Raw genomic sequence first — 21,002 nt, 5'->3', positions numbered from 1 at the left:
TAGTAAATAAGTATGAAAAGTATTATTAAAATAATCCTGACACCCATCTAAAACATAACCATGACACCCATCTAAATAGTTGTATAAAACACAAGCTCGGACTACGCTTTAGCTTAAATAACAAACAGAGTTGTGTAATGGCTATTGCTCGTAAGCGCCAAATAAGTTTGGCAGATACAAAATATTATCACTGTATTTCACGCTGTGTTCGCCGGGCATATTTGTGTGGTGAAGACCCTTTTACAGGACAAAATTACGCGCATAGAAGAGGGTGGGTAGAGGATAAGCTTATCAGCCTTGCAAAGGTATTTTGTATAGATGTTTGTGCATACGCAGTTATGAGTAATCATACACATATTGTGTTGTATGTAGATGATAAAAAAGCTAATAGGTTAAACGACAAAGCAATAGCAATTCGTTGGCATAAGCTTTTTAAAGGCACCGCTATCACGCATAAATTTATACGCGGTGAGAAGTTATCGGCTACCGAACATTGGTTTTTAAATGAGAGCATAAAGCAGTATCGAGAACGCTTAAGTAGTATTAGCTGGTTTATGCGAGCATTGAACGAAAATATTGCAAGGCGAGCTAATAAAGAAGATGGCTGCACAGGGCGATTTTGGGAAGGGCGATTTAAATCTCAAGCGTTACTAGATGAAGCTGCTTTGTTGGCGTGCATGGCATATGTAGATTTAAATCCAATACGCGCCAAAGCGGCTGAAACACCTGAGGATTCGCACTTTACGAGCGTAAAACAACGCATAAAATCAATTGCACTTAAAAGCAACCAGGCGTTAAAAGTTAAGCAGCCAAAACAGTTATTACGCTTTGCAGGAAAGCCTAAAAAATACGCGCCAAAAGGTTTACCATTCGAATTAAAAACGTATTTAGAGTTAGTGGAATTAACAGGCAGATGTATTCGCGCTGATAAAATAGGCTTTATTGCGCATTCAACACCTGAATTATTGATACGTCTGAATATAGCGCCAGAGAACTGGTTAAAACTTACAACCGAATTTGGCAATGTTTTTCATGGAGCGGTGGGGCGTGTAAGTTCATTAGATAGTTATTGTAAACACCAAGCTATTAAGCGAAGGCCTAGCTATTCAAATAGTAAAAAATTATTAGCCTAATAAAACCGTTAAATAAATAGTATGTCACTTAGCTTTGCTGAGCTTTTATTGTGCCTGAAGTTTCTTATTGGCCATAAGATTATTATAAAAAGCTTAAGTATATAAACTCAAACATCTCCATTACCACTCAACATCTCAAATCAACATATAAATCTAACCATATATTTCTAACTACATTGTTAATTTATAAATAATTAGAGAGGGTGCCATAGTTATGGCTTTATTACGACTAAGAAAGATTAAAGGGATGCCATATCTATCACTATCCTCATATATTTTGAACTCGAGGGCTTACCTCGTTTGTTAATTTTAAGATGGGTGTCATAGTTATTATTTTATATAAATCTGTATTGGTTGACATGTAGAATGAATGCTCTACTATGTTGGGTAGAGCATTCATTCTACATGGGTTAAACACTTTGCTAAAACAAGATATAGCTGCTGCGCTTGAGGTGGCCTTTAGTCAACATGGTTTTGCTGAGCCTAGTGTGGCTAAGCTGCAAAAACTCAGTGGCGTTAGTTTGCGCACCCTTTATAAATATTACCCGTCAAAGCAGGCAATGATCATTGCTGCGCTTGAGTACCGCCATAATCGCTATATTAATTTTTTACTTAAAGATGCACCTGCTCCGGGAGTTGAGGCGGTTTTACACATGTTTGATCAACTAAAAGCGTGGATGGTGCAATTTGCGCCTAATGGCTGTTTATCTATTAATGCGTTGTCGGCGTTCCCTGAAGATGAAGCTATTAGCCTTGCGGTGCAAACACATAAAAATGACGTAAAAAAACTGCTAGGTGAGCAAGGTTTAAATTCATCGTTGGCTAGTAGCTTGTTTTTGCTGCACGAGGGAGTGTCGAGTGCATGGCCAGTTATGGGCGATGAGGCGGTTACATCAGCAAAAAACAGTATTCTTAAATTAATATAATGGAGCAACCAATGGCAAATTTACCTAGCACAATGCACGCTGTACAGCTTAACGAGCATGGCGATTTTGATGTATTAAAGTATGCAACTAACTTACCGTTGCCAGCGCTTGCACAAACCGATGTACTTATAAAAGTCATGGCAGCAGGTGTTAATAACACAGATCTTAATACCCGCACGGCGTGGTACGCTAAAAAACAAAGCTGTAAAGACGATGCAAGTTGGTCTGGTGATGCGTTTGTTTTTCCTCGTATTCAAGGGGCAGATGTGTGCGGCGTAATTGTGGCTGTTGGTAAAAACGTAGATCAAAGCCGTATTGGTGAGCGCGTTATTGTTGAGCCATGTTTGATTAAAGCTAATGGCGAAACGCTTAAATCGCCATGGTATTTTGGCTCTGAGTGCGATGGTGGCTTTGCACAGTTTACCCGCGTTGACTCTATTCACGCTTATAAAATTAATAGTAACTATAGTGATGAAGAGCTGGCATCATTTCCGTGCTCATATTCTACGGCCGAAAACATGCTGTTTCGCTCAAACCCACAGCAAGGGCAAACTGTTTTAATTACAGGCGCTTCTGGTGGTGTTGGCTCAGCGGCAGTGCAATTAGCTAAAGCACGTGGCGCTTTTGTTATTGCCATTACGAGTAAAAGTAAGGCGCAGCAGCTTAAAGAGTTAGGTGCCGATAAAGTTATATTTCGTGAAGATGATTTAATTCAAGCCTTAGGTAAAAACAGTGTTGATGTAGTCATTGACCTTGTTGCCGGCGAGCAATGGCCTGCACTGCTGGAGGTATTAAAACCAAAGGGGCGTTATGCGGTGTCGGGCGCTATTGGCGGGGCATTAGTCGAGCTTGATATACGTACTTTGTACTTAAAAGATTTAACTTTTTTTGGCTGTACAGTTATAGAGCCTGAGGTATTTAAAAGCTTAGTTAACTTTATTGAACAAGAAAAAATAAAGCCTATTGTGGCGCAAACATTCCCACTGAGCGAAATTGTTACAGCGCAAAAAGTGTTTGCACAAAAACAACACGTAGGAAAAATTGTACTCACTATTCCCCATAGCGAATAGTACGTTAAACAACAAAGCCCGTTACAAAGTAAACGGGCTTTTTAATGGTAACAAGCTTATAAGCTTTTTTTAGGCGGTAAAGCCACGTTGGCAAATATGAGCCCTGCTACAAGCGACATAAATATTAAAAACGTTTGCTGGCCTATATGCTCGGCGTAAACAAAGTCTTGGCCTTCAATAAGCGAGTTTAAGCCAATATACGTTTTACTGCCGGGTACCAGTACAATTAAGCCTTGCATGGCAACAATGGAAGCTGGCGCATTTGCAACGCGGTTAAATAAGTTACTAAACACTCCAACCGAAAGCGCACCAACAAACGTGCCTAACGTGTAGTCAAGGTACATAGCCGAACCAATACTCGTGCCATAGGCTATAAAACCTGATGCGATAGACCATCCAGCATGTTTAAGTTTGGTTCTAAATATCACTATTAAGCTGCTACAAAGTAAAAATATAGCCAACCACGCAGTCCAACGCGGAAGTGGCTCGGGCTGTACAAAGTCGGTTTGGCCAAACAGGGCAAAGCCAATGCCTATGCCAATAAAGGCGCCAAAGTACAGTTTAAATAACAGCATGAACGAGTCCATAACCCGCGCCGTACCCGACACCAAATGCCTAGCGGCAAGCTCTGCTAAACCAAGGGCTAGTGCTAAACCGGGTATAAACACAATAATGGCTGAAAGCACCACTAACCGTATATTTATATCGGGCGAAATATACACACTTACCGCACAAGCCAACACAGCCGATACTATAGCAACAAGAGGCTCTAGCATGTGAGCAACTCGCTTAGAGCGGTTTGACCACAGCACAAACGCATACACCACTAAAGTGAGTAACGCTGACCAAATAACGTCTGTCCAGCTGGTGCCCATTAGCATGGCAAATGCACCACCCGATGTTGCAAAAGCTATACCGGTTACAAGTTTATTGTAAGGGTTTGGCATGTCGTAAATGGCATCAAGCTGCGCATCTACTTCTTGTAATGTGAGCTTGCCGTCAAGCATCTGATTTACTAAGTCGTCGGTATCGGCAAGTGAGCCTAAGTCGTGATCGCCTGGGTCTACACGTGCCACGTGGGTGTATTCGTCTTCGTGGCCATCAGTCCAAATTACAAACGTTACTGAAGTAGGCGACATAACAAAAGACGATTTAAGTCCTAAGTAAGTGGCCACTTCCATTAAGTGTGCTTCTAGGCGGTACGCAGGGGTGCCGTACTTATGAAGCATTTTACCTAATTTAACGATAAATTTGCGTTTTTCAGTAAAGGTTGCAGTTTTCAAATCTTGTATGGACCAGTGTGTAAATAAATTAGCTAAAAGTATAGGCTAAAACGCCCATTTGTAATGGGCGCGATTTTAAACACAAATCTGTAGGAGTCTAGTCATTTTTAATCTAATTTTTTATTTTTTTCAGCAATCCATTGCGCCATATATTGCGTACTGCGCATAGTATGGTGTTTTAACATTTGTCCGGTGAAGTTTTTTTCCCTATGCGCTTTTAAATCGTTGCTTATAGAGTCAATTTTATTAATTAACGCCGCGCTTAATTTTACTTTATCGTACAAGTTATTAAGTAGCGTATTGCCAGCTTGCTGCGCGTGTTTAAAACCGGCTTGATTGGTGTAAAGCTCAACGGCTGCATTTGCAAAGTCCTCAGTATTATTAGCCACTTTACCAGGCCATGGTAAATCGTTGTGCATTCCCTCTGCGCCAATATTAGTGGTAACGCTGGGCGTTTGCATTATCATGGCTTCAAGTAACTTGCCTTTTATACCCGCGCCAAAACGAAGGGGCGCTAAACACACGCGTGCGCTTTGCATTACCTCATAGGCGTCATCGGCCCAGCCTTTTATTAAAAACCCCGTTTTAGGGTTATTAAGTGCGGTTGCTTTTGGTGGCGGGTAAGAGCCATAAATGTGTAGCTCGGCTTTTGGTAATTGCTTACGAATTAATGGCCATATTTTTTGTAAGTAAAGAACCGCATCCCAGTTTGGGGCGTGTCTAAAGTTACCTATGGTCATAAAGTGTGCGCGTTCATCAAAGCGCTTAGTGGTTTTAGGTAATGCACTTAAATCGACCATAAACGGTAAATGGTGTAATAAGCTTGGTTCGACCTTAAATACACTATTGAGTAACTCCATTTCGAAGCTTGAAATAATTAAGCTGAGGTCGCAGCGCAAAATAGCGGCTATTTCGCGCTTGGCTATGTCTGAATGTAAATCGCTGGTGGTAAATTCACGCTCGCCTTTGTGCGCTTCGTGGCGCGCATTGCGTAAACATTGTAAATCTTCGGTATCGAGGATTTTAATGGCATTCGGGCAGTGTTTATCTACACGCCAGCCAAATTGCTCTTCCATCATAAAGCGGTCAAACATCACTATGTCTGGGTTGTACGCTTTAGCGTACTCATCAAAACTTTCGCAGTTAAGAGCAATGCTTTGACTGGTTATACCAAAGTGATCTAGGTTTACCATGTGCTCGGTGCGTTGTGCTGGGGTGGCAAATTCTACTTGCCAATTTTGCGCTTTAAACGCGTTTAATAACGACATCATGTGCGTACCCGCAGCAGACGAATTTGGCTCTGGCCATACGTAACCAATTACCAGCACTTTTTTCATTACGGTGTTTCTCTAATTTGTAGGTTTACATTTACCAGTGTTTTTACTGGCGCAGTGTGTGTTTGTAGTTGCTCTTGCAGCACTAAAATACTGCGCTTAGCAAGCTCTTGGGTGTTTATACTGGCGCAAGTAAAGCGCGGTTGCATTTCGGTAATATCAGGAATATGCAAGCAACTTACTATATTGTTTTTTAAATGCGGGGCGGCGGCTAAAACGCCATACGCAATTATATTGTTAGCGCATACAACCGCATCAATACTCGGCTTATTAAGTAATGTGTTATTAAATACTTGCTTTGCATGTAATGGGGTGTTTTTTGTGCACGTAATAGCTGGCTCGGGGATTATATTGTGTTTTTTACACGCACTATTAAAGCCGCTTAATAAATCCTCTGTCGATAAGCTTTCATCACCCATAAACAGTATGTTTTTAGGCGACTCATTTATTAGCTGTAATGTAACTACATGGCTTGCTTTAGTGTAGTCGGGTAAAACACATGGAGCTGAGCTGTAAGGTACTTCGTGCATTAGGCTAATAACGGGGTGGGTGGCTGCAAGGTTGTCGAGCCACTGCGCACAGGTGTTAGCCACAGGGCACATTATAAATGCAGCTACTTTGTATTCTTTTAAATTATTTATTAGCTGCGTTTGGCGATCTACGCTGTTGTTACTACTAACAATAATGGCTTGAAAAAAAGCCTCGCTTAATACTTGCTCTATATTTTTAGCAAGTAATGCCATAAGCGGGTTTGTTAAATCATCAATTACAACAGCCACTAAGTTTGAACGACCAGAGCGCATTGCTGCAGCATCACGGTTATAAACATAACCTAGCTCATTAATTGCGTTTAACACTTTTTGTTTGCTTTTAGCGGCTACTTTATTGCTTTGTGTAAGCACTAACGACACGGTCGATTTAGACACACCCGCACGGTGAGCAACATCAAAAATAGTGACCGATTTAGCTTTGTCAGGCATGGTATTTTAAGCGCGCAGTAATGAGTAAATAGCTGCGTAGTGTAGCGTATATAATGCAATTAAGTCATCTTTTAGCGCTGTAATTTAAAGCTTAATACTTTATGAACAGGTCAAAACATGTTTATATACCTTTTATAATCTTAAAAATAACAAAAGGATAAAAACATGAACGCATTTAGGCTGTTAGTTGCCTTTATTTGTTGTGTTGTAATAATGCCAAACAGCTATGCTGAGCAAGGTTATCAAACACCTTCGCCAGAGCTTGCTGCCGTGGTAGATGCCAAATTAGCACCTACAAGTTTTTTATCGAGCGATGGCCAATGGCTGGCTCTGTTTGAACGTAAGCGTGTAGTAACACTAGATGAGCTTGCCAAAGATGAGCTTAAACTTGCAGGTATAAAGCTTAATCCTGCTAATTTTTCACGTTCGCGTGTAAGTGCTAAATACAGCGCTGTTGAGCTAAAGCATGTGCAAAGCGGCACCGTTATTAATATTAACAATTTACCAAACGGTATTATTCGCTCGCCTAAATGGTCATCTAATAGTAAATATTTAGCGTTTGTTGTAGAGCAACAAAGCCAAGCAAATTTATGGCTTTACAGTGTAGAAACAAAACAAGCAAAAATGCTCTCAAACGCAGCGCTTAACTCGGTTATTACCGCTACGCCTTACCAATGGCTACCCGATAGCAGCGCACTTGTGGCAAATTTAGCAGTTAATATAGATAAACCCGCGTTAAAAAACAGCAGTCAAAATGTAGTGCCGGTTATACAGCAAAGTACCGGCGAAAAAGCCCCCGCGCGTACCTATCAAAACTTATTAACCAGCCCGTTTGACGAAGCACAGTTTAAATTTTACGGCCAAGGGCAATTAGCTTATGTAACGCTTGATGGCAATACACAAGCTATTGGTAGCCCAGCGTTATTTAAATCGTTTTCGGTATCGCCAGATTCAACCAATATATTAGTTGCTGCGATAAACGAGCCGTTTTCGTATCAAGTACCTTACAGCCGTTTTGCCAGTACGTGGCAAATATGGGGAATGCGCGGTTACGCATTAGCCGAACTTGTAAAACAACCGCTTGCCGATAACATTCCACAAGGCTATGACAGTGTTCGCACTGGCCGACGCAACTTTGAATGGCGCGCGGATCAAGGCGCTGAAGTTATTTGGGCCGAGGCGCAAGATGGCGGCGACATGAAAACCGATGTTAAGCACCATGATTATATTTACAGCTTACGTGCGCCATTTAAACGCGAGCCTAAATTATTTGCTAAAGTAGAGCGCCGTTTTGCAGGTATTGAGTGGGGGAACCAAAATGTTGCCATGCTTGTTGATTGGCGCTTTAGCGACCGCCAAGTACGCACATTTGTTATTCAACCGCGTAATGCCGATAAAAACCGCGTGCTGTTTTCAGAGCGAAGCTATAACGATGCGTATAAAGACCCAGGTAGCTTTATTTACGAGCGCAACGATTTAGGCGCTAACGTTATTAAAATTGTTGGCGGACGCTATATGTACCTGCGCGGTAACGGCGCATCAGAGCAAGGTAATATTCCGTTTTTAGACCAGTACGATGTAAAAACAAATAGCAGCAAGCGTTTATGGCAATCACAAGCGCCATACTACGAGCGTGTTCGTGCATTGCTTGACGATGAAGGCGAGCGTTTTATAACTGTGCGAGAGTCTAAAACTGAGCAGCCTAACTTTTTTATTCGTGATTTAGATAATGATACGCTTACCCAATTAACTAATTTTGCTCACCCATACCCTGCATTTAAAGGGGTGACAAAAGAGCAATTACGTTACAAACGCGATGACGGCGTAGATCTTTCAGGTACACTTTATTTACCACCAGGCTACGACGTAACCCAAGGCCCGTTACCAGTACTTATGTGGGCGTATCCACTTGAATACAAAGATAAAGCCGTAGCATCACAAGTGCGCGAATCGCCATACGAATTTACTTACATTGGTTATTGGGGCCCTATGCCTTACCTTGCTAAAGGTATTGCCGTATTTGACGACCCTAAAATGCCTATTGTAGGTATTGATGGCAGCGAGCCAAACGATAACTTTAGAAAGCAGCTAGTTTCAAGTGCGCAAGCTGCGGTTGATGTGCTGGTTAAAAAAGGCATTGCCGATAAAAACAACATTGCTATAGCAGGGCACTCGTACGGTGCATTTATGGTGGCAAACCTATTAGCGCATAGCGATTTATTTAAAACCGGTATTGCTCGCAGTGGTGCTTACAACCGTACCTTAACGCCGTTTGGTTTTCAGGGTGAAGAGCGTGATTTTTGGCAAGCACAAAGTGTGTACGCTAACATGTCGCCGTTTTTCCATGCTGAAAAAATTAACGAGCCAATGCTAATGATCCACGGTCAAGAAGATCCTAACTCTGGAACTTTCCCAATGCAAAGTGAGCGCATGTACGCCGCCCTAAAAGGCTTAGGTAAAGATGCTCGCTTAGTAATGCTCCCTTACGAGGCACATGGCTACCGCGCACGTAAAAGCTTATTACACGTACTGTGGGAACAAGAGCAATGGCTAGATAAGTATTTATTGAGTGATACCGCAAAGCCAGTAGAGGTCATTACTCAGCCAGTGGCAAGTACTGAACAATAGTAGATAATAGGTAACCAATAGCGCGGCTACTTTAGCCGCGTTTTTTGCTTTTAATATAGAGAGAAAAAATGATTGATGTTGCAGCGCTTGCCGTTTTTATTCCTACCTTCTTTTTTGTATCTATCACACCGGGTATGTGTATGACCCTTGCCATGACATTAGGTATGAGCATAGGTGTAAGGCGCACATTATGGATGATGATAGGTGAGCTGTTAGGGGTCGCAAGTGTTGCTATTGCTGCGGTATTAGGTGTTGCAAGCGTAATGCTAAATTACCCTAATGCGTTCGATATTTTAAAATGGGTAGGCGGTGCATACTTAATTTATATAGGTATAAATATGTGGCGCGCAAAAAGTAAAATGTCGATTGATACACATAGCTCAAGTGATGTAAGCCGCCAGTCGCTATTTACGCAAGGCTTTGTGACTGCCATTGCTAACCCAAAGGGCTGGGCGTTTATGATCTCTTTACTACCGCCATTTATTAGCGTTGAACACGCACTCGCCCCGCAACTGTTAGTGCTTGTTTTAGTTATTATGATAAGCGAATTTATCTGCATGTTAGCGTACGCCACAGGCGGTAAAAGCCTACGTTTATTTTTAAGCCGTGGCGATAATATAAAATGGATGAACCGAATTGCAGGCAGCCTTATGGTGCTAGTAGGCATATGGCTGGCATTAGGGTAATTAAATAACAGTTGATATTATCAATTAATTTGATATAGTTGATTTTGTCATCTATCTTAAGAGAAATACCTGTTTAATGAATACGCCTGCTTTAGTAAATTCTGCGCTCGTAGAGCCTAAAAAAACACCGATCATTTATAAAATAATGGTGATGGTAAGTATTATTGTTTTTGTAGGCGGCAGCTTAACAGGCATTATGACTTACACAAATGTAGGTATAACTGAGCATTTTTATATAGATTGGTTTACCTCGTTTTTAAGTGCGGTGTTGGTTATGGCTCCTGTGGGGTTAGCAATGACAGCCCTTATGAATGCCTTGGCGGCTAAGTTATTACCAAAAGCAAGTGAGCTAAAACGTAATTTAGTGATTAGTGTTTTTATGGCGCTTACCATGGAGTCGCTAATGGCGTTTGTAACCGCTACTAACAATATAGGTTTTGCCGATATGCGCTTATTTTATACCGCGTGGGTAGAGGGGTTATTAGCCGCGCTACCCATTGGTTTAACATTAATGCTTGTTATGTCGGTTACTGTAAAACCTAAATTAGAGCGATTTTTAAAAAGCTAAATTGCGCTTTTTAAAAACGTTGCCGTGCGGCTATGCTCAGATTGAGCCACATTTTCTGGTTTACCTTGAGCAACAATTAAGCCGCCTTCGTCCCCGGCTCCTGGGCCAATATCAATAACCCAATCGCTGTTACTGGCTACTTGCATATCGTGCTCAACCATAATAACGGTGTTGCCCGCATCAACTAAGCCATTTAACTGCTTCATCAACATGGCTACATCTTTAGGGTGTAGGCCGGTGGTTGGTTCATCTAAAATATACAGCGTATCGCCGCGCTGCGCACGTTGCAGCTCTGTGGCAAGCTTTATGCGCTGGGCCTCTCCGCCCGAAAGCTCAGTAGCCGGTTGCCCTAAACGTAAATAGCCAAGGCCTACTTGTAAGAGCGCATTTAGCGCACGTAAAATAGCGGGTTCATCGGCAAAAAATGTATGCGCTGACTCCACCGTTAAATTAAGCACATCGGCAATGGTTTTATCTTTATAGGTAATGTCGAGTGTTTTTTGGTTATAGCGCTTGGCGTTACACACAGGGCACGGCGAATACACGCTAGGTAAAAATAACAGCTCAATACTTACAAAACCTACGCCTTCGCAGTTGTCGCAGCGGCCTTTTTTCACATTAAACGAAAAACGACCTGCATCGTATTTACGCGCTTTTGCCTCTTTGGTATTGGCAAACAATTTACGTACGTGATCGAACAAACCAGTGTAAGTAGCAAGGTTTGAGCGAGGCGTGCGGCCAATGGCTTTTTGATCAACCGTTATTAGGCGCTTTATATGCTCAAGGCCCTCGGTAATTTTGCCATGGGTTGGTGTTTGGAGTTCTTGTTCAAGCAAGTCGGCTTCATCGGTAGGCATTGGCGGCGGCGTTTTTTGCCCTAAAGCATCTTGAATAAGCTCGACTAAGGCTTGGCTTACTAAGCTTGATTTACCTGAGCCAGAAACCCCCGTAACACTTGTAATAACTCCAAGCGGAAATTCGGCACTGATGTTGTGTAAATTGTTACGCTCAATACCACTTAGCTTAAGCCAGTCTGCTGGAGTACGTTGTGTTTGATGATTTGGCTTTGCGTTATTGTTATGCTTAAAAAGATGCCGACTTGTATGTGAGTTGCTCACTTGCTCTAAGCCTTCAACAGGGCCGCTGTAAACAATATTACCACCATGCGAACCCGCATTTGGCCCTACATCAACCACCCAATTGGCGTGGCGAATTACACTTGTATCGTGCTCGACCACAAATACTGAGTTACCAGCCGCTATTAGTTCATCTAGGGCGCTTAAAAGTGCTTGCGTATCGGCTGGGTGTAAACCTGCCGAAGGTTCATCTAGCACATACACAACACCAAATAATTTTGAGCGAATTTGCGTTGCAAGCCGTAAGCGTTGTAATTCCCCAGCTGATAACGATGGCGTAGTACGCTCAAGCGATAAATACCCTAAACCAAGTTTAGTGAGTGCTTCAACGCGTTTGATAATGTCGCTTGTGATGCGCTTTGCCACAATGGCTTTTTCGGGGTTGGCTGCGTTACTTTTAGCGGGGTTATTGGCAGCAATGCTGAGTTTTTCTGCCAGTTCGCCAAGTGTTAATTGCGAAATTTCGCCTATATCAAGGCCTGCTACTTTAACCGATAACGACTCTTTTTTAAGTTTTTTGCCTTCGCACTGCGGGCATTGTGATATTTGCATATATTGCGACACGCGCTTTTTTGTGCGTGGGCTTTGGGTACTGGCAAACGATTGTAAAACAAAGCGTTTAGCACTTATAAATGTACCCATGTAGCTGGGGCTTTCTTCATTTTTAATAGCCGCTTGGGTTTGCTCAAGCGTGTACTCGGGAAACACGGGTACTGTGGGCGTGTCGTCGGTAAACAAAATCCAATCACGGGCTTTTTTAGGCAGGGTATTCCACGGTTTATTAATATCGTAACCTAAAGAAGTAAGAATGCGGCTTAGGTTTTTACCTTGCCAAGCCGGCGGCCATGCTGCAATGGCGCGCTCTTTAATTGATTTAGTAGGGTCGGGCACTAACAGCTCTTCGGTTACGTTAAATACGCGGCCAATACCATGGCACTCTGGGCAGGCACCTTGTGGCGTGTTAGGCGAAAACGCATCGGCATACAGTATACCTTGCCCTTTGGGGTATTCGCCCGCGCGTGAGTAAAGCATTCGCAGCGCGTTAGAAATAGTGGTTACGCTACCCACCGATGAGCGTACCGAGGGTGCACCACGCTGTTGTTGTAATGCTACCGCGGGTGGCAGCCCTTCAATCGAATCTACATCGGGCTCATCTACTTGGTCTATTAATCTGCGTGCATAAGGGGATACCGAATCAAGATAACGATGCTGTGATTCGGCAAATAATGTTCCAAAGGCGAGCGATGATTTACCCGAGCCCGATATACCAGTAAAAACAACAAGTGAATTACGGGGCAAGTTTACATCCACATTTTTTAAGTTATGAACACGCGCGCCTCGTACTTGAATGCTGTGCTCAGGGTTTAATAAAGCCGATTGCGCATTACTAAGCTCATGTAACTTTTTAGGTGTGGTTGCCATGTAATTTACTCCTGTTTAATAACCATGTGTTTATTAACGTGCCGCAAAGTACTAATACTAATGGGGCGTCACTGAATGAGCGCTTAGTTAGTTTGCTAAGCTTTTAATAGAGTGTTTACATAATAGGTAAAAACTGCGAGTATAAATTTCAATCAAGTATTCACACATCTAAATTTAAAAGGACGTTTAATTGTGGCAAAAATTGTAGTTAGCTTTTTATTTTTATTGGTACTTTGCGCCAATGTGTGTGCAGCGCAAAATAATGTACTAAACGTTGACCGAGCCATACCAAATAGCATGCACTTGTCGTTCCCAAACGATAATAATATAACGCCTAAAAAGTCTGACTTTTCAATTTTAAACTATGTACTTATGAGTAACGAAGAAGGGGAGCGTTGGGCGGTTATAACCCTTACTAATTTAGCCTCTGGCAAGCGAGAGCTTAATCAAGAACACGTGTTAGCGCTGTTTGCAGATGGCAGCAGGCTAACACCAAGTGAATTTAAACTAGGCTTTAATGGCAATCAAACACAGTCGGTAACTGTATCGTTTGCTGAGCATACGTTTCCTATTTTAAGTGTGTATACCAGTAATGATCAGTAACATGTTTTTAGATAAGTTAAATATGTAGTAATTGCTTTAGTTTATCGGCACCGGCTCTGCTGGTGCTTAGCTCAGATTTAATATCATCATTTACAATCACCATTAGCTTGCCGTTAAACCAACGCTGTATTTCTTTAATGTGGTCAACGTTAACCAAATAACTTCGATGAATTCGTACAAAATTATGTGCTTCTAAAGCATGCTCAAGTTGATCGAGCGTATCGCTTAAATGATGAAATGTATCGCCATTCCACGCCAAACTATTGCCTTGCTCCGATTTAATAAATTTAATGTCACTTGGGGAGAGTAAAAATATACGTTCACCGTTTTTACTAATGAGCTTATTTATAGTGTTTTTGGTTAATGTAAACGTTTGCTCGTTGGGTTCGTGATTGACTAGCGTATGTGCACGTTGTTGCTCTAGTTGTTGCTGCGCTTTGGCGAGAGCTTTTTTTAATCGAGCAATAGGAAAAGGTTTGAGTAAGTAGTCAGTTGAGGCGTGCTCAAAAGCTTCAATCGCAAATTGGTCATACGCGGTTGTGTAAATAATAATGGGCTGGTAGTTAAGTAAATCAATAAGCTCTAAGCCGTTAATTTCAGGCATTTGTATATCAAGTAATACCACATCCGGAGTCAGCTCATTAATTAATGATATGGCCTCTTTGCCATTTGTGGCCATACCCACTACTTCAACATGCTCCATTAAACTCAATTGATGACTTAATTTTTCGCGAGCGGGAAGCTCGTCATCGGCAAATAATACGCGCATTTTAGTTACTGTATTTGGCTGGTTTTTGCTGCTCATAGTGTTAGCTCCAACGTAACCACTGCACCATTATTATTGCTCAGTAGTACCTTACCTTTACCAAGTTGTTTAACGCGTTTTAGTATGTTTTTCATTCCTACACCACTGCCATGGCCGTGTTTTATTACCTCGCTCGAAAAACCCTTACCGTTATCGCTAATTTGTATTTTAACGCCGTTAGGTAGCTCACTAAGCGTTATATTAAGTATCAACGACGTTTGTTGGGCGTTATGTTTAATGGCGTTTTCAATAATTGGTTGAATAAGTAGCGGGGGCAGCGATATGTTTTTAAGCGTATTGGGAATGTGGTAATTAACCTGAAGTTTATCGCCAAAGCGGGCTTTTTCAATATTTAGGTACTTTTCTATTATTGTAAGCTCTTGCTGTAAAGGTATTTGTTGTTGCTCTGCCGTGTCGAGGGAGTACCTTAAAATGTCAGCCAGTTCATGCAGTACTTCATCGGCTAAATCGGGGTTTGTATGAATATAAGCCGAAATTGTATTTAAGCTATTAAACATAAAATGTGGGTTTAGTTGGTAGCGCAATGTAGCAAGTTGGGCTTGTTTAAGCGCGTGTTTTTCGGCTGTTGCGCGTTTTTTGTTTTCAATAAAAATACTGGTAAAGTAAATACACGAGCCCCAAAGTAAGCCGTTAAAAACAACAAACACCCCCATCGATTTGTGCCCATCAAAAAGCTGTGTGAGTACTATATCGGTAAGCACATTACCAAGTGCCATAAATACAACTGCAATTAACCATTCAAACGCTATTTTGTTAATGTGTTTATTGCGCAGGTAAAAAATAACCGCTGCCGCACTCCAAACAGGAACCCAGTAAAAAGTAACAAACCACACCGTAGCAGCGAGTGCACTACCCGCAGTAAAGGGCGCAGAGTTAGCAATTATGAGCCCAAGGGCATAAGCGATATCTACAACAAGTAAAATAAAAAAGCTGTATTTATAAAAAGGATGTTTGAGCATAATAGGTGCTTCTTTTTGTAATTGATTAAACCATAACAAAAAACAGTCAAAACCCAAAGAGTTTGTGTTTTGACCGCTACTCTTTTAAAAGTAAGTTAGCTCTTTGATTTGTAGTGTATTTTTTAATGGCTCATTGCTTGCGCCTGGCATTTTACGCCACATTAAGTTTACTCCAGTTAATTGAGTGGCCGACCACGTAACGGGGCTACCAAAGCCAAATTGTTTAAATGTAGTGAAAGGAATATCAAGCGTTGTCCATTCATCGCGCGGTTTTAAAAGTACACTAAAGTGATCCCAATCTTTTACATCACGATGATAAACAGACAAGGCAAAAGGCGTGCTTGAACCTTTATAAGTTAGTCGAATACCTTTAAATGATGAGGCATCAGCCGGCGATGTAAATTTTATTTCAGCGCCTGCCCATGCGCCAAAGCTGGTTGGCTTTGTAATGGTTGTATCAATAGTTAAGCTGTTTTTATTTGTGGTAAGTGTTGCCACAGACTGACCACCCATTACCGAGTCGCTCAAGGCTTGCCATGGTGTATCACCGGTAAAATCATCAATAACATGCTGCGCTTGGCGGCTTTTAACTTCTTCATTACAAGTGGGGCCTTGTGGTGTTATAGCCTTGTTTTGCGCAATTAAGGCTGGGCGGTCTACTTGTATACCTGCTTTATAAACCTCTGAGATAGTGTGAATGTGGTTTAAATCATCAAGCGGGTTTTGTTTAAGCAGTACAAAGCTTGCCTCAAAGCCATTAGCCAGCTTGCCAATGCTCTCGGCTTTATTAATCGCTTTTGCGCCGTTAACAGTTGCCGCATTAATTATTTCACCATTTGTTAAGCCTGCTTTTTTAAGGGCATCTACCTCGTTGTGTAACCCAGTACCGTGTAGCGTGTAAGGGTTTCCGGCATCAGAGCCTGTACCAATAGTAATATTAGCTTTATGTAGCTTTTGTATATTTGCATAAGCGGTTTTTCGCTCCTCCCACGCGTGCTCTTTCCATTTTGAAGGTGCAGGCACGTTATCAAACAAACACCCTTGTAGCTTTTCGGGAATGGTTTTTAGTAACTCGCTTTGTGAGCTAATAGTATGGTTATGCCTTTCATCGCTATGGTTATGATACACCGCAAGGGTAGGAATGTAGGTTACATTATGCTGTTTCATTAGCGTAATAAATTCATCGTCAATCGCTTCGCTATTAATACCGTGCGCTAAAGCCGTTGCACCGGCTTTAATAGCGCGTTTAGCATCATTTAATGTAGAAACATGCACAAAATACGGTAAATTAGCCGCTTTAGAGCGTTTACCTAGCTCGCTTAATTGGCTATCAGTTAACGATTTACCCACACCGCCAAAGGTTTCAATAACCGCTTTAGTTACATGTGGCTTAGTGCTTATATGTTTTTGCCATAGTGCTGCTATGTCTTCATCTTTTGCAATTTCGTATGCGTGGCCGCCAAACTGCGTGCCGTGTCCGCCAGGGTTGGTAAACAAAGTCCCCGCATAAAAAAGGTTAGGGGTTAGTTGGGCTTCTTTTAATTGAGCGGCTTCGTTTAGGGTTTGCTCAAACGAAAACAAATCAACAATATTAGTTACGCCTAAATACAAATTAGAATTAAAGTGCGATTTAACCGGCAAATACTGAAACTCAGTAAAGTTACTACCCGATGAGCCTAAATGTACATGTAAATCAATTAAACCAGGTATTGCATATTGGTTGTTGGCGTTAATTGTTTTATCTGCGTTTTGTAGTGGATCAGTCGCTTTAGTAATACTTACTATTTTACCCTCATCAATGTACAGCGAACTTGGCGCAGAAAAGCTTTGCGAACTGCTTTGGTATAAACGAATGTTATCGACCCGCAGGTCAATGGCATACGCACTAAAGTGGCTTGCTAAACTCAGTGCTATAACTGTTTTTGTAATAATGTTCATGACTATATTCCTTATCAAAATAGGTATTTGGCGTTTTGTTGATAAGAAATTTAGCGAGCTTTTTAACCTGCTTCATTAATGTTTATCTGAATCGACATTATTTGCAGTTGAACCGACACAAAAGTAAATAAGCGTTGTGGTGGGGTGCTCGGGCTAACTAAATTAAGTTTTTAAAGGGCCGCTATGAGCGAGAAGCAGACGGTCGAGTAAACTCGTTTTTGGACAAAAACGTGTTAGATCTGATGGTCTAATAAGTTACTGTCAAATTAGGACAAGTATGTGGATTCCTTAATCGTTTGTTAGGCTTTTGTACTGCACCATATCCAAATCCACCTTGGAATAAATCGTATAAACGATTTTTAATGCCTTTATAGCTTGAAGTAAGTTGTTTAAAAATATTAAGTAGTTTTCAGTTTTTCCTGAGTCAAAAATCACATTGCCACTTTTAACATCATATCTCGCACTAAAGTGTCCTATTTCATTTCTCATTTTTCTGCTAACGGATTGAAATAGGGAACTAACTAGCGGCAACTCACTAAGAAACTGAAGTTTTTTAAAAGAAGTTAGCTTTTTGAATTTACTGACTGACATAGAACCATCTGAAAATAGATTAACGTCACCTCGTTTTGAAAGGTTCGCAATCAGAACAATATAAGTAGATGTTTTGGAGATTAATTCAAATATATCAACATATAGGGATTTTACAGTATCAAAGTCAGCTCTATAAAGTCGACACTTATCAATGTCATTTTTAAAATCATCTGATGCATACTCATATATAAAACCTGCCATATATGATTCAATTTGGCGAAATAAACGCTTGTGCAAGTTAAATAATTTCGACCTATTTTCTAGATATTCATGTTTATGATGAAGGTCCATTAACAATCCAGAATATTTGACTAAGCTTTTATCGATACAGTTATTTAATTCATCATAATACTCAGAATAGACTTTTTGCCTATCATCAATTTCTAGAGATGTAAAAAATATTACTGATAAATACGAGTAAACCTCATAAATTAATTGTGCGTTGTTTGACTTTAAAATATCTGAGTTAGCCTCAAACTTAGAAGCAGATAAAAGTTCTCTAACTAAGCTAAGATTACCTGACTCAAGTGCATTTAGTACCCTAGAGTGCTCACCATACATATGCTCTTTTATCAAAGAGAAAAAAGTAATTACATCATCATATTTTTTAGCACCACGTATGTCTCTTGAAAAGTAATATAATTTAGGTGATCCACCTTCGAGCAATTCTTTGTGGTGAACATCCGTAAAGATGGGGTAATGCGAAGATAATGTAACTATTCCTGTTGGTAGATTTTGATTATGATATTCATCAAAATCTATTGTTTCACATTCATCCGATTCAATAGATATTCCTTTGCTTGTTTTTTTCGTATCTATAAATATTTCAGTTGAACACGTTGGGCAAGAATAGAGATATGTATCCTTCTTTAATTCAGGGCGGTCAACTCTTAACCACTGCGTTTCTTTGCATGAATTACACCTCACCAAGTTTCTAATTATCATAACTTTCCTTAGGATATAACAGTGTCTTTTTAGCAGAATTTGTCTGTATAGTCGTGAATGCTCAACTAAGCTTATAGTCTGTTATTTGGGAAAGCTGGTCAAGAACAGGCATGAGAAAGTGGTTAGGAATCTCGAGCTAAGTTGTTTTGGGGCAGAAACGAGTTTCGTGTGAAGGTCCGCTCAGGGCACTCTTAAGCCACTCGACAACATAAAATGTGATAATAATTGGCAAGGTATTTTACTGTGTCGGATGGCGCTTCGCTTATCCGACCTACACTTACACAAGTCACTTATTTGGATTCTGCCCTGCTCAAAATAAAACGCTCATTCAACACTAATACCTTGGCTTAAAAGGTACTCCACTGCTGCATTAGTATGGGGCTTAAACGCCTTCCAACGGCCAATTGCTTTGTTGTTAAGTGGTTGGCGTACTTGTACTTTACTAGCCGTAGAGACCGGAGCGGTGTTTAAGTGAAAGTCTATACACTGTGCTTGCCACTCTAAATTACAAAAGCTGACTAACTCTTTAATTTGCTGCTCGGGCTGGGCGACTAGTTCTTCGTATTTTACTAATTTTATATTGCTATGCAGGGCGCTAAAGTGCTGCATGAGTTTATAAAAGCGGCTGTAAAATTTGGCTGTGTCGAGTAAATCGAGCGAGTATGCGTAGTAGGGGTTATTAATGGTAAATAACTGGCGATAGTTACCAATGCAAGTGTCCATTGGGTCGCGCAGCATGCAAATAATTTTCGCGTTTGGTAGGGCTTTAGTTATTAAGTCGATATAAAAAAAGTTAAACGGGAGTTTATCTATAAAGTGCTTATGGCTGCCGGTGGTTACGCGAGTGGCATTTAAATATGTTGTCCCAAGCTGTTTAAAATCAAGCTCGTATGCTTTAGTGAGTGTTTGAGTATCGAGTACATGCGGTGTTTGAGTTTGGCTTAATTTTTTAACGCTTAGGCCAAAGTCTTGTAATTCACCGGCTGATTGTACGTCGCTGTGGCTCGATAAAATACGCTCAACCAATGTGGTGCCAGAGCGGGGCATACCTAATACAAAAATAGGCTCTTGCGTTGGGTTGCCGTGTGTTAGCGCGTGTTTATGCTGCTCACTTAAATGTTTAATGTGTGCAAATAATGCGGCTGAGCTTTTATGATCAAACGGCTGTATAGCGCGTTTAGTGGCTTTTCCTTGCTCTAGGCTGTTAAACGCATCATCAAACTTGCCTATGTCTTGGTACTCTTTTGCAAGTGCGTGGCCAATGTGTAATTTTGCATCGGGGTGTGTTACTTGCTCAAAGACGTTTTTTAAGCGTTCAATATGGTTATTTTGCAGCGTCGCTTTGGTTAAATCACTTAATGCGAAATGGCTTGCGTGGTGCAGTGAATTTACCGCAATGGCGCTTTCAAAGGCATTTTTGGCTTGTTCAAATTGGCCTAAAAATTTAGCGCTTACCCCTAAATTATAATAAAACTGAGGTTGCGGTTTATTTGCATGGTTAGCCAGTTCAATTGCGCAGTTAAAATAGTTTAGTGCCTCTTTGTGCAGGCCTGCTTGTGTAAGTGCAACACCTAGGGTGTCTGCATCAAGACTCTTTTTTATTTGCTCAACGGGTATCGCTAAAGCGGTGTTTTTGGCTTTGGTAAGCTCACCTATTAATGCGTAACACTTTGCAAGCTGCGCGCTGTATTCAATGCTTTTACCAAGGCTAAGGGCTTTTTCTATTAGCTTTATGGCTTTGTGAATTTGCCCTACGCGTAAATTAACCATGGCCAGTAAAAAGTAGCCATCAGCAAAGTCATTTTTTTGCGTTACTAATTCAACGAGGGCTTTATGGGCACGTTGTATATTACCTTGGTTTAAATACTCAATGGCGCTTTGATGAAGGTGCTTTAAGTTTGGCTGCATGATGTTTGTTTTATTTATGTGTTAATAAAGAAAAAAGGCTCAAATAAATTTGAGCCTTATAACATT

General features: G+C 41.0%; 16 protein-coding genes. 7 read left to right on the top strand and 9 right to left on the bottom strand.

The genetic code is table 11. The annotated features are described in order from the left end of the window. Window positions 1-137: 137 nt before the first annotated feature. The 3 genes from MTF64_RS02685 (at window position 138) to MTF64_RS02675 (ending at window position 3,129) form a co-directional block, all read left to right on the top strand. Window positions 138-1,133, top strand: a complete 996-nt coding sequence (locus MTF64_RS02685; RefSeq protein ID WP_248450451.1) for a transposase — start codon at window positions 138-140, stop codon at window positions 1,131-1,133. 419 nt (window positions 1,134-1,552) lie between these two features. Continuing rightward, on the top strand, window positions 1,553-2,059 hold the full coding sequence (locus MTF64_RS02680) for a TetR/AcrR family transcriptional regulator (RefSeq protein WP_039972541.1): 507 nt from the start codon (window positions 1,553-1,555) through the stop codon (window positions 2,057-2,059). A gap of 11 nt (window positions 2,060-2,070) precedes the next feature. Then, window positions 2,071-3,129, top strand: coding sequence for an alcohol dehydrogenase family protein (locus MTF64_RS02675; RefSeq protein ID WP_248450449.1), 1,059 nt, complete (start codon window positions 2,071-2,073; stop codon window positions 3,127-3,129). 56 nt (window positions 3,130-3,185) lie between these two features. Here MTF64_RS02675 and MTF64_RS02670 read toward each other — a convergent pair whose 3' ends face one another. The 3 genes from MTF64_RS02670 to MTF64_RS02660 all read right to left on the bottom strand — a co-directional run bounded on the left by MTF64_RS02670 (window position 3,186) and on the right by MTF64_RS02660 (window position 6,726). Then, window positions 3,186-4,412 (bottom strand): threonine/serine exporter family protein, encoded by a 1,227-nt coding sequence (locus tag MTF64_RS02670; RefSeq protein ID WP_248450447.1) that lies wholly within the window; start codon window positions 4,410-4,412, stop codon window positions 3,186-3,188. Between the two features lie 107 nt (window positions 4,413-4,519). After that, a complete protein-coding gene (locus MTF64_RS02665; RefSeq protein ID WP_248450445.1) occupies window positions 4,520-5,749 on the bottom strand; it encodes a glycosyltransferase in 1,230 nt (409 codons plus the stop codon). After that, a complete protein-coding gene (locus tag MTF64_RS02660; protein ID WP_248450443.1) occupies window positions 5,749-6,726 on the bottom strand; it encodes a LacI family DNA-binding transcriptional regulator in 978 nt (325 codons plus the stop codon). Before MTF64_RS02660 ends, MTF64_RS02665 begins: the two co-directional genes overlap by 1 nt. A gap of 165 nt (window positions 6,727-6,891) precedes the next feature. Between MTF64_RS02660 and MTF64_RS02655 the strand changes: the two genes are divergently transcribed. From MTF64_RS02655 to MTF64_RS02645, 3 genes are all read left to right on the top strand, one after another. Beyond that, window positions 6,892-9,354 (top strand): prolyl oligopeptidase family serine peptidase, encoded by a 2,463-nt coding sequence (locus tag MTF64_RS02655; RefSeq protein ID WP_248450441.1) that lies wholly within the window; start codon window positions 6,892-6,894, stop codon window positions 9,352-9,354. A gap of 68 nt (window positions 9,355-9,422) precedes the next feature. Then, a complete protein-coding gene (locus MTF64_RS02650; protein ID WP_248450439.1) occupies window positions 9,423-10,040 on the top strand; it encodes a LysE family translocator in 618 nt (205 codons plus the stop codon). Between the two features lie 76 nt (window positions 10,041-10,116). Then, the gene (locus tag MTF64_RS02645) at window positions 10,117-10,608 is read left to right on the top strand and encodes a DUF2798 domain-containing protein (RefSeq protein ID WP_248450437.1); all 492 of its coding nucleotides are present in this window, start codon (window positions 10,117-10,119) and stop codon (window positions 10,606-10,608) included. On the opposite strand, the gene uvrA is transcribed toward MTF64_RS02645, so the two are convergent. Beyond that, window positions 10,605-13,166 (bottom strand): excinuclease ABC subunit UvrA, encoded by a 2,562-nt coding sequence (gene uvrA, locus MTF64_RS02640; protein ID WP_248450435.1) that lies wholly within the window; start codon window positions 13,164-13,166, stop codon window positions 10,605-10,607. The genes MTF64_RS02645 and uvrA overlap by 4 nt on opposite strands. A 192-nt stretch (window positions 13,167-13,358) precedes the next feature. Between uvrA and MTF64_RS02635 the strand changes: the two genes are divergently transcribed. Continuing rightward, on the top strand, window positions 13,359-13,769 hold the full coding sequence (locus MTF64_RS02635; protein WP_248450433.1) for a hypothetical protein: 411 nt from the start codon (window positions 13,359-13,361) through the stop codon (window positions 13,767-13,769). Window positions 13,770-13,785: 16 nt separating this feature from the next. On the opposite strand, the gene MTF64_RS02630 is transcribed toward MTF64_RS02635, so the two are convergent. From MTF64_RS02630 to MTF64_RS02610, 5 genes are all read right to left on the bottom strand, one after another. After that, a complete protein-coding gene (locus tag MTF64_RS02630; protein WP_248450432.1) occupies window positions 13,786-14,574 on the bottom strand; it encodes a LytTR family transcriptional regulator DNA-binding domain-containing protein in 789 nt (262 codons plus the stop codon). Next, window positions 14,571-15,611 (bottom strand): histidine kinase, encoded by a 1,041-nt coding sequence (locus MTF64_RS02625; protein WP_348984469.1) that lies wholly within the window; start codon window positions 15,609-15,611, stop codon window positions 14,571-14,573. The genes MTF64_RS02630 and MTF64_RS02625 overlap by 4 nt, the downstream gene beginning before the upstream one ends. A 27-nt stretch (window positions 15,612-15,638) precedes the next feature. Beyond that, window positions 15,639-17,492 carry a CIA30 family protein gene (locus tag MTF64_RS02620; protein WP_248450430.1) on the bottom strand — a complete coding sequence of 618 codons (1,854 nt, stop codon included), beginning with the start codon at window positions 17,490-17,492 and terminating at the stop codon, window positions 15,639-15,641. A gap of 288 nt (window positions 17,493-17,780) precedes the next feature. Continuing rightward, window positions 17,781-19,028, bottom strand: coding sequence for a hypothetical protein (locus MTF64_RS02615; protein WP_248450428.1), 1,248 nt, complete (start codon window positions 19,026-19,028; stop codon window positions 17,781-17,783). A 324-nt stretch (window positions 19,029-19,352) separates the two neighbouring features. Beyond that, complete coding sequence (locus MTF64_RS02610; protein WP_248450426.1) at window positions 19,353-20,936, bottom strand: sulfotransferase; 1,584 nt, start codon at window positions 20,934-20,936, stop codon at window positions 19,353-19,355. Between the last annotated feature and the right edge of the window lie 66 nt (window positions 20,937-21,002).

Origin of the sequence: Pseudoalteromonas sp. 2CM41L (genome assembly GCF_023161905.1) — a bacterium.
Taxonomy (GTDB): Bacteria; Pseudomonadota; Gammaproteobacteria; order Enterobacterales; family Alteromonadaceae; genus Pseudoalteromonas; species Pseudoalteromonas atlantica.
The sequence above is the reverse complement of the archived record's forward strand: the minus strand, read 5'-3'. Positions and strand labels throughout refer to the sequence as shown.

What these genes read in the sequence shown, in the direction of transcription:
- MTF64_RS02685 (WP_248450451.1), top strand. Translation starts at nt 138, where the DNA reads ATGGCTATTGCTCGTAAGCGCCAAATAAGTTTGGCAGATACAAAATAT.
- MTF64_RS02675 (WP_248450449.1), top strand. Translation starts at nt 2,071, where the DNA reads ATGGCAAATTTACCTAGCACAATGCACGCTGTACAGCTTAACGAGCAT.
- MTF64_RS02665 (WP_248450445.1), bottom strand. Translation starts at nt 5,749, where the DNA reads ATGAAAAAAGTGCTGGTAATTGGTTACGTATGGCCAGAGCCAAATTCG.
- MTF64_RS02660 (WP_248450443.1), bottom strand. Translation starts at nt 6,726, where the DNA reads ATGCCTGACAAAGCTAAATCGGTCACTATTTTTGATGTTGCTCACCGT.
- MTF64_RS02655 (WP_248450441.1), top strand. Translation starts at nt 6,892, where the DNA reads ATGAACGCATTTAGGCTGTTAGTTGCCTTTATTTGTTGTGTTGTAATA.
- MTF64_RS02650 (WP_248450439.1), top strand. Translation starts at nt 9,423, where the DNA reads ATGATTGATGTTGCAGCGCTTGCCGTTTTTATTCCTACCTTCTTTTTT.
- MTF64_RS02645 (WP_248450437.1), top strand. Translation starts at nt 10,117, where the DNA reads ATGAATACGCCTGCTTTAGTAAATTCTGCGCTCGTAGAGCCTAAAAAA.
- uvrA (WP_248450435.1), bottom strand. Translation starts at nt 13,166, where the DNA reads ATGGCAACCACACCTAAAAAGTTACATGAGCTTAGTAATGCGCAATCG.
- MTF64_RS02630 (WP_248450432.1), bottom strand. Translation starts at nt 14,574, where the DNA reads ATGAGCAGCAAAAACCAGCCAAATACAGTAACTAAAATGCGCGTATTA.
- MTF64_RS02620 (WP_248450430.1), bottom strand. Translation starts at nt 17,492, where the DNA reads ATGAACATTATTACAAAAACAGTTATAGCACTGAGTTTAGCAAGCCAC.
- MTF64_RS02615 (WP_248450428.1), bottom strand. Translation starts at nt 19,028, where the DNA reads ATGATAATTAGAAACTTGGTGAGGTGTAATTCATGCAAAGAAACGCAG.
- MTF64_RS02610 (WP_248450426.1), bottom strand. Translation starts at nt 20,936, where the DNA reads ATGCAGCCAAACTTAAAGCACCTTCATCAAAGCGCCATTGAGTATTTA.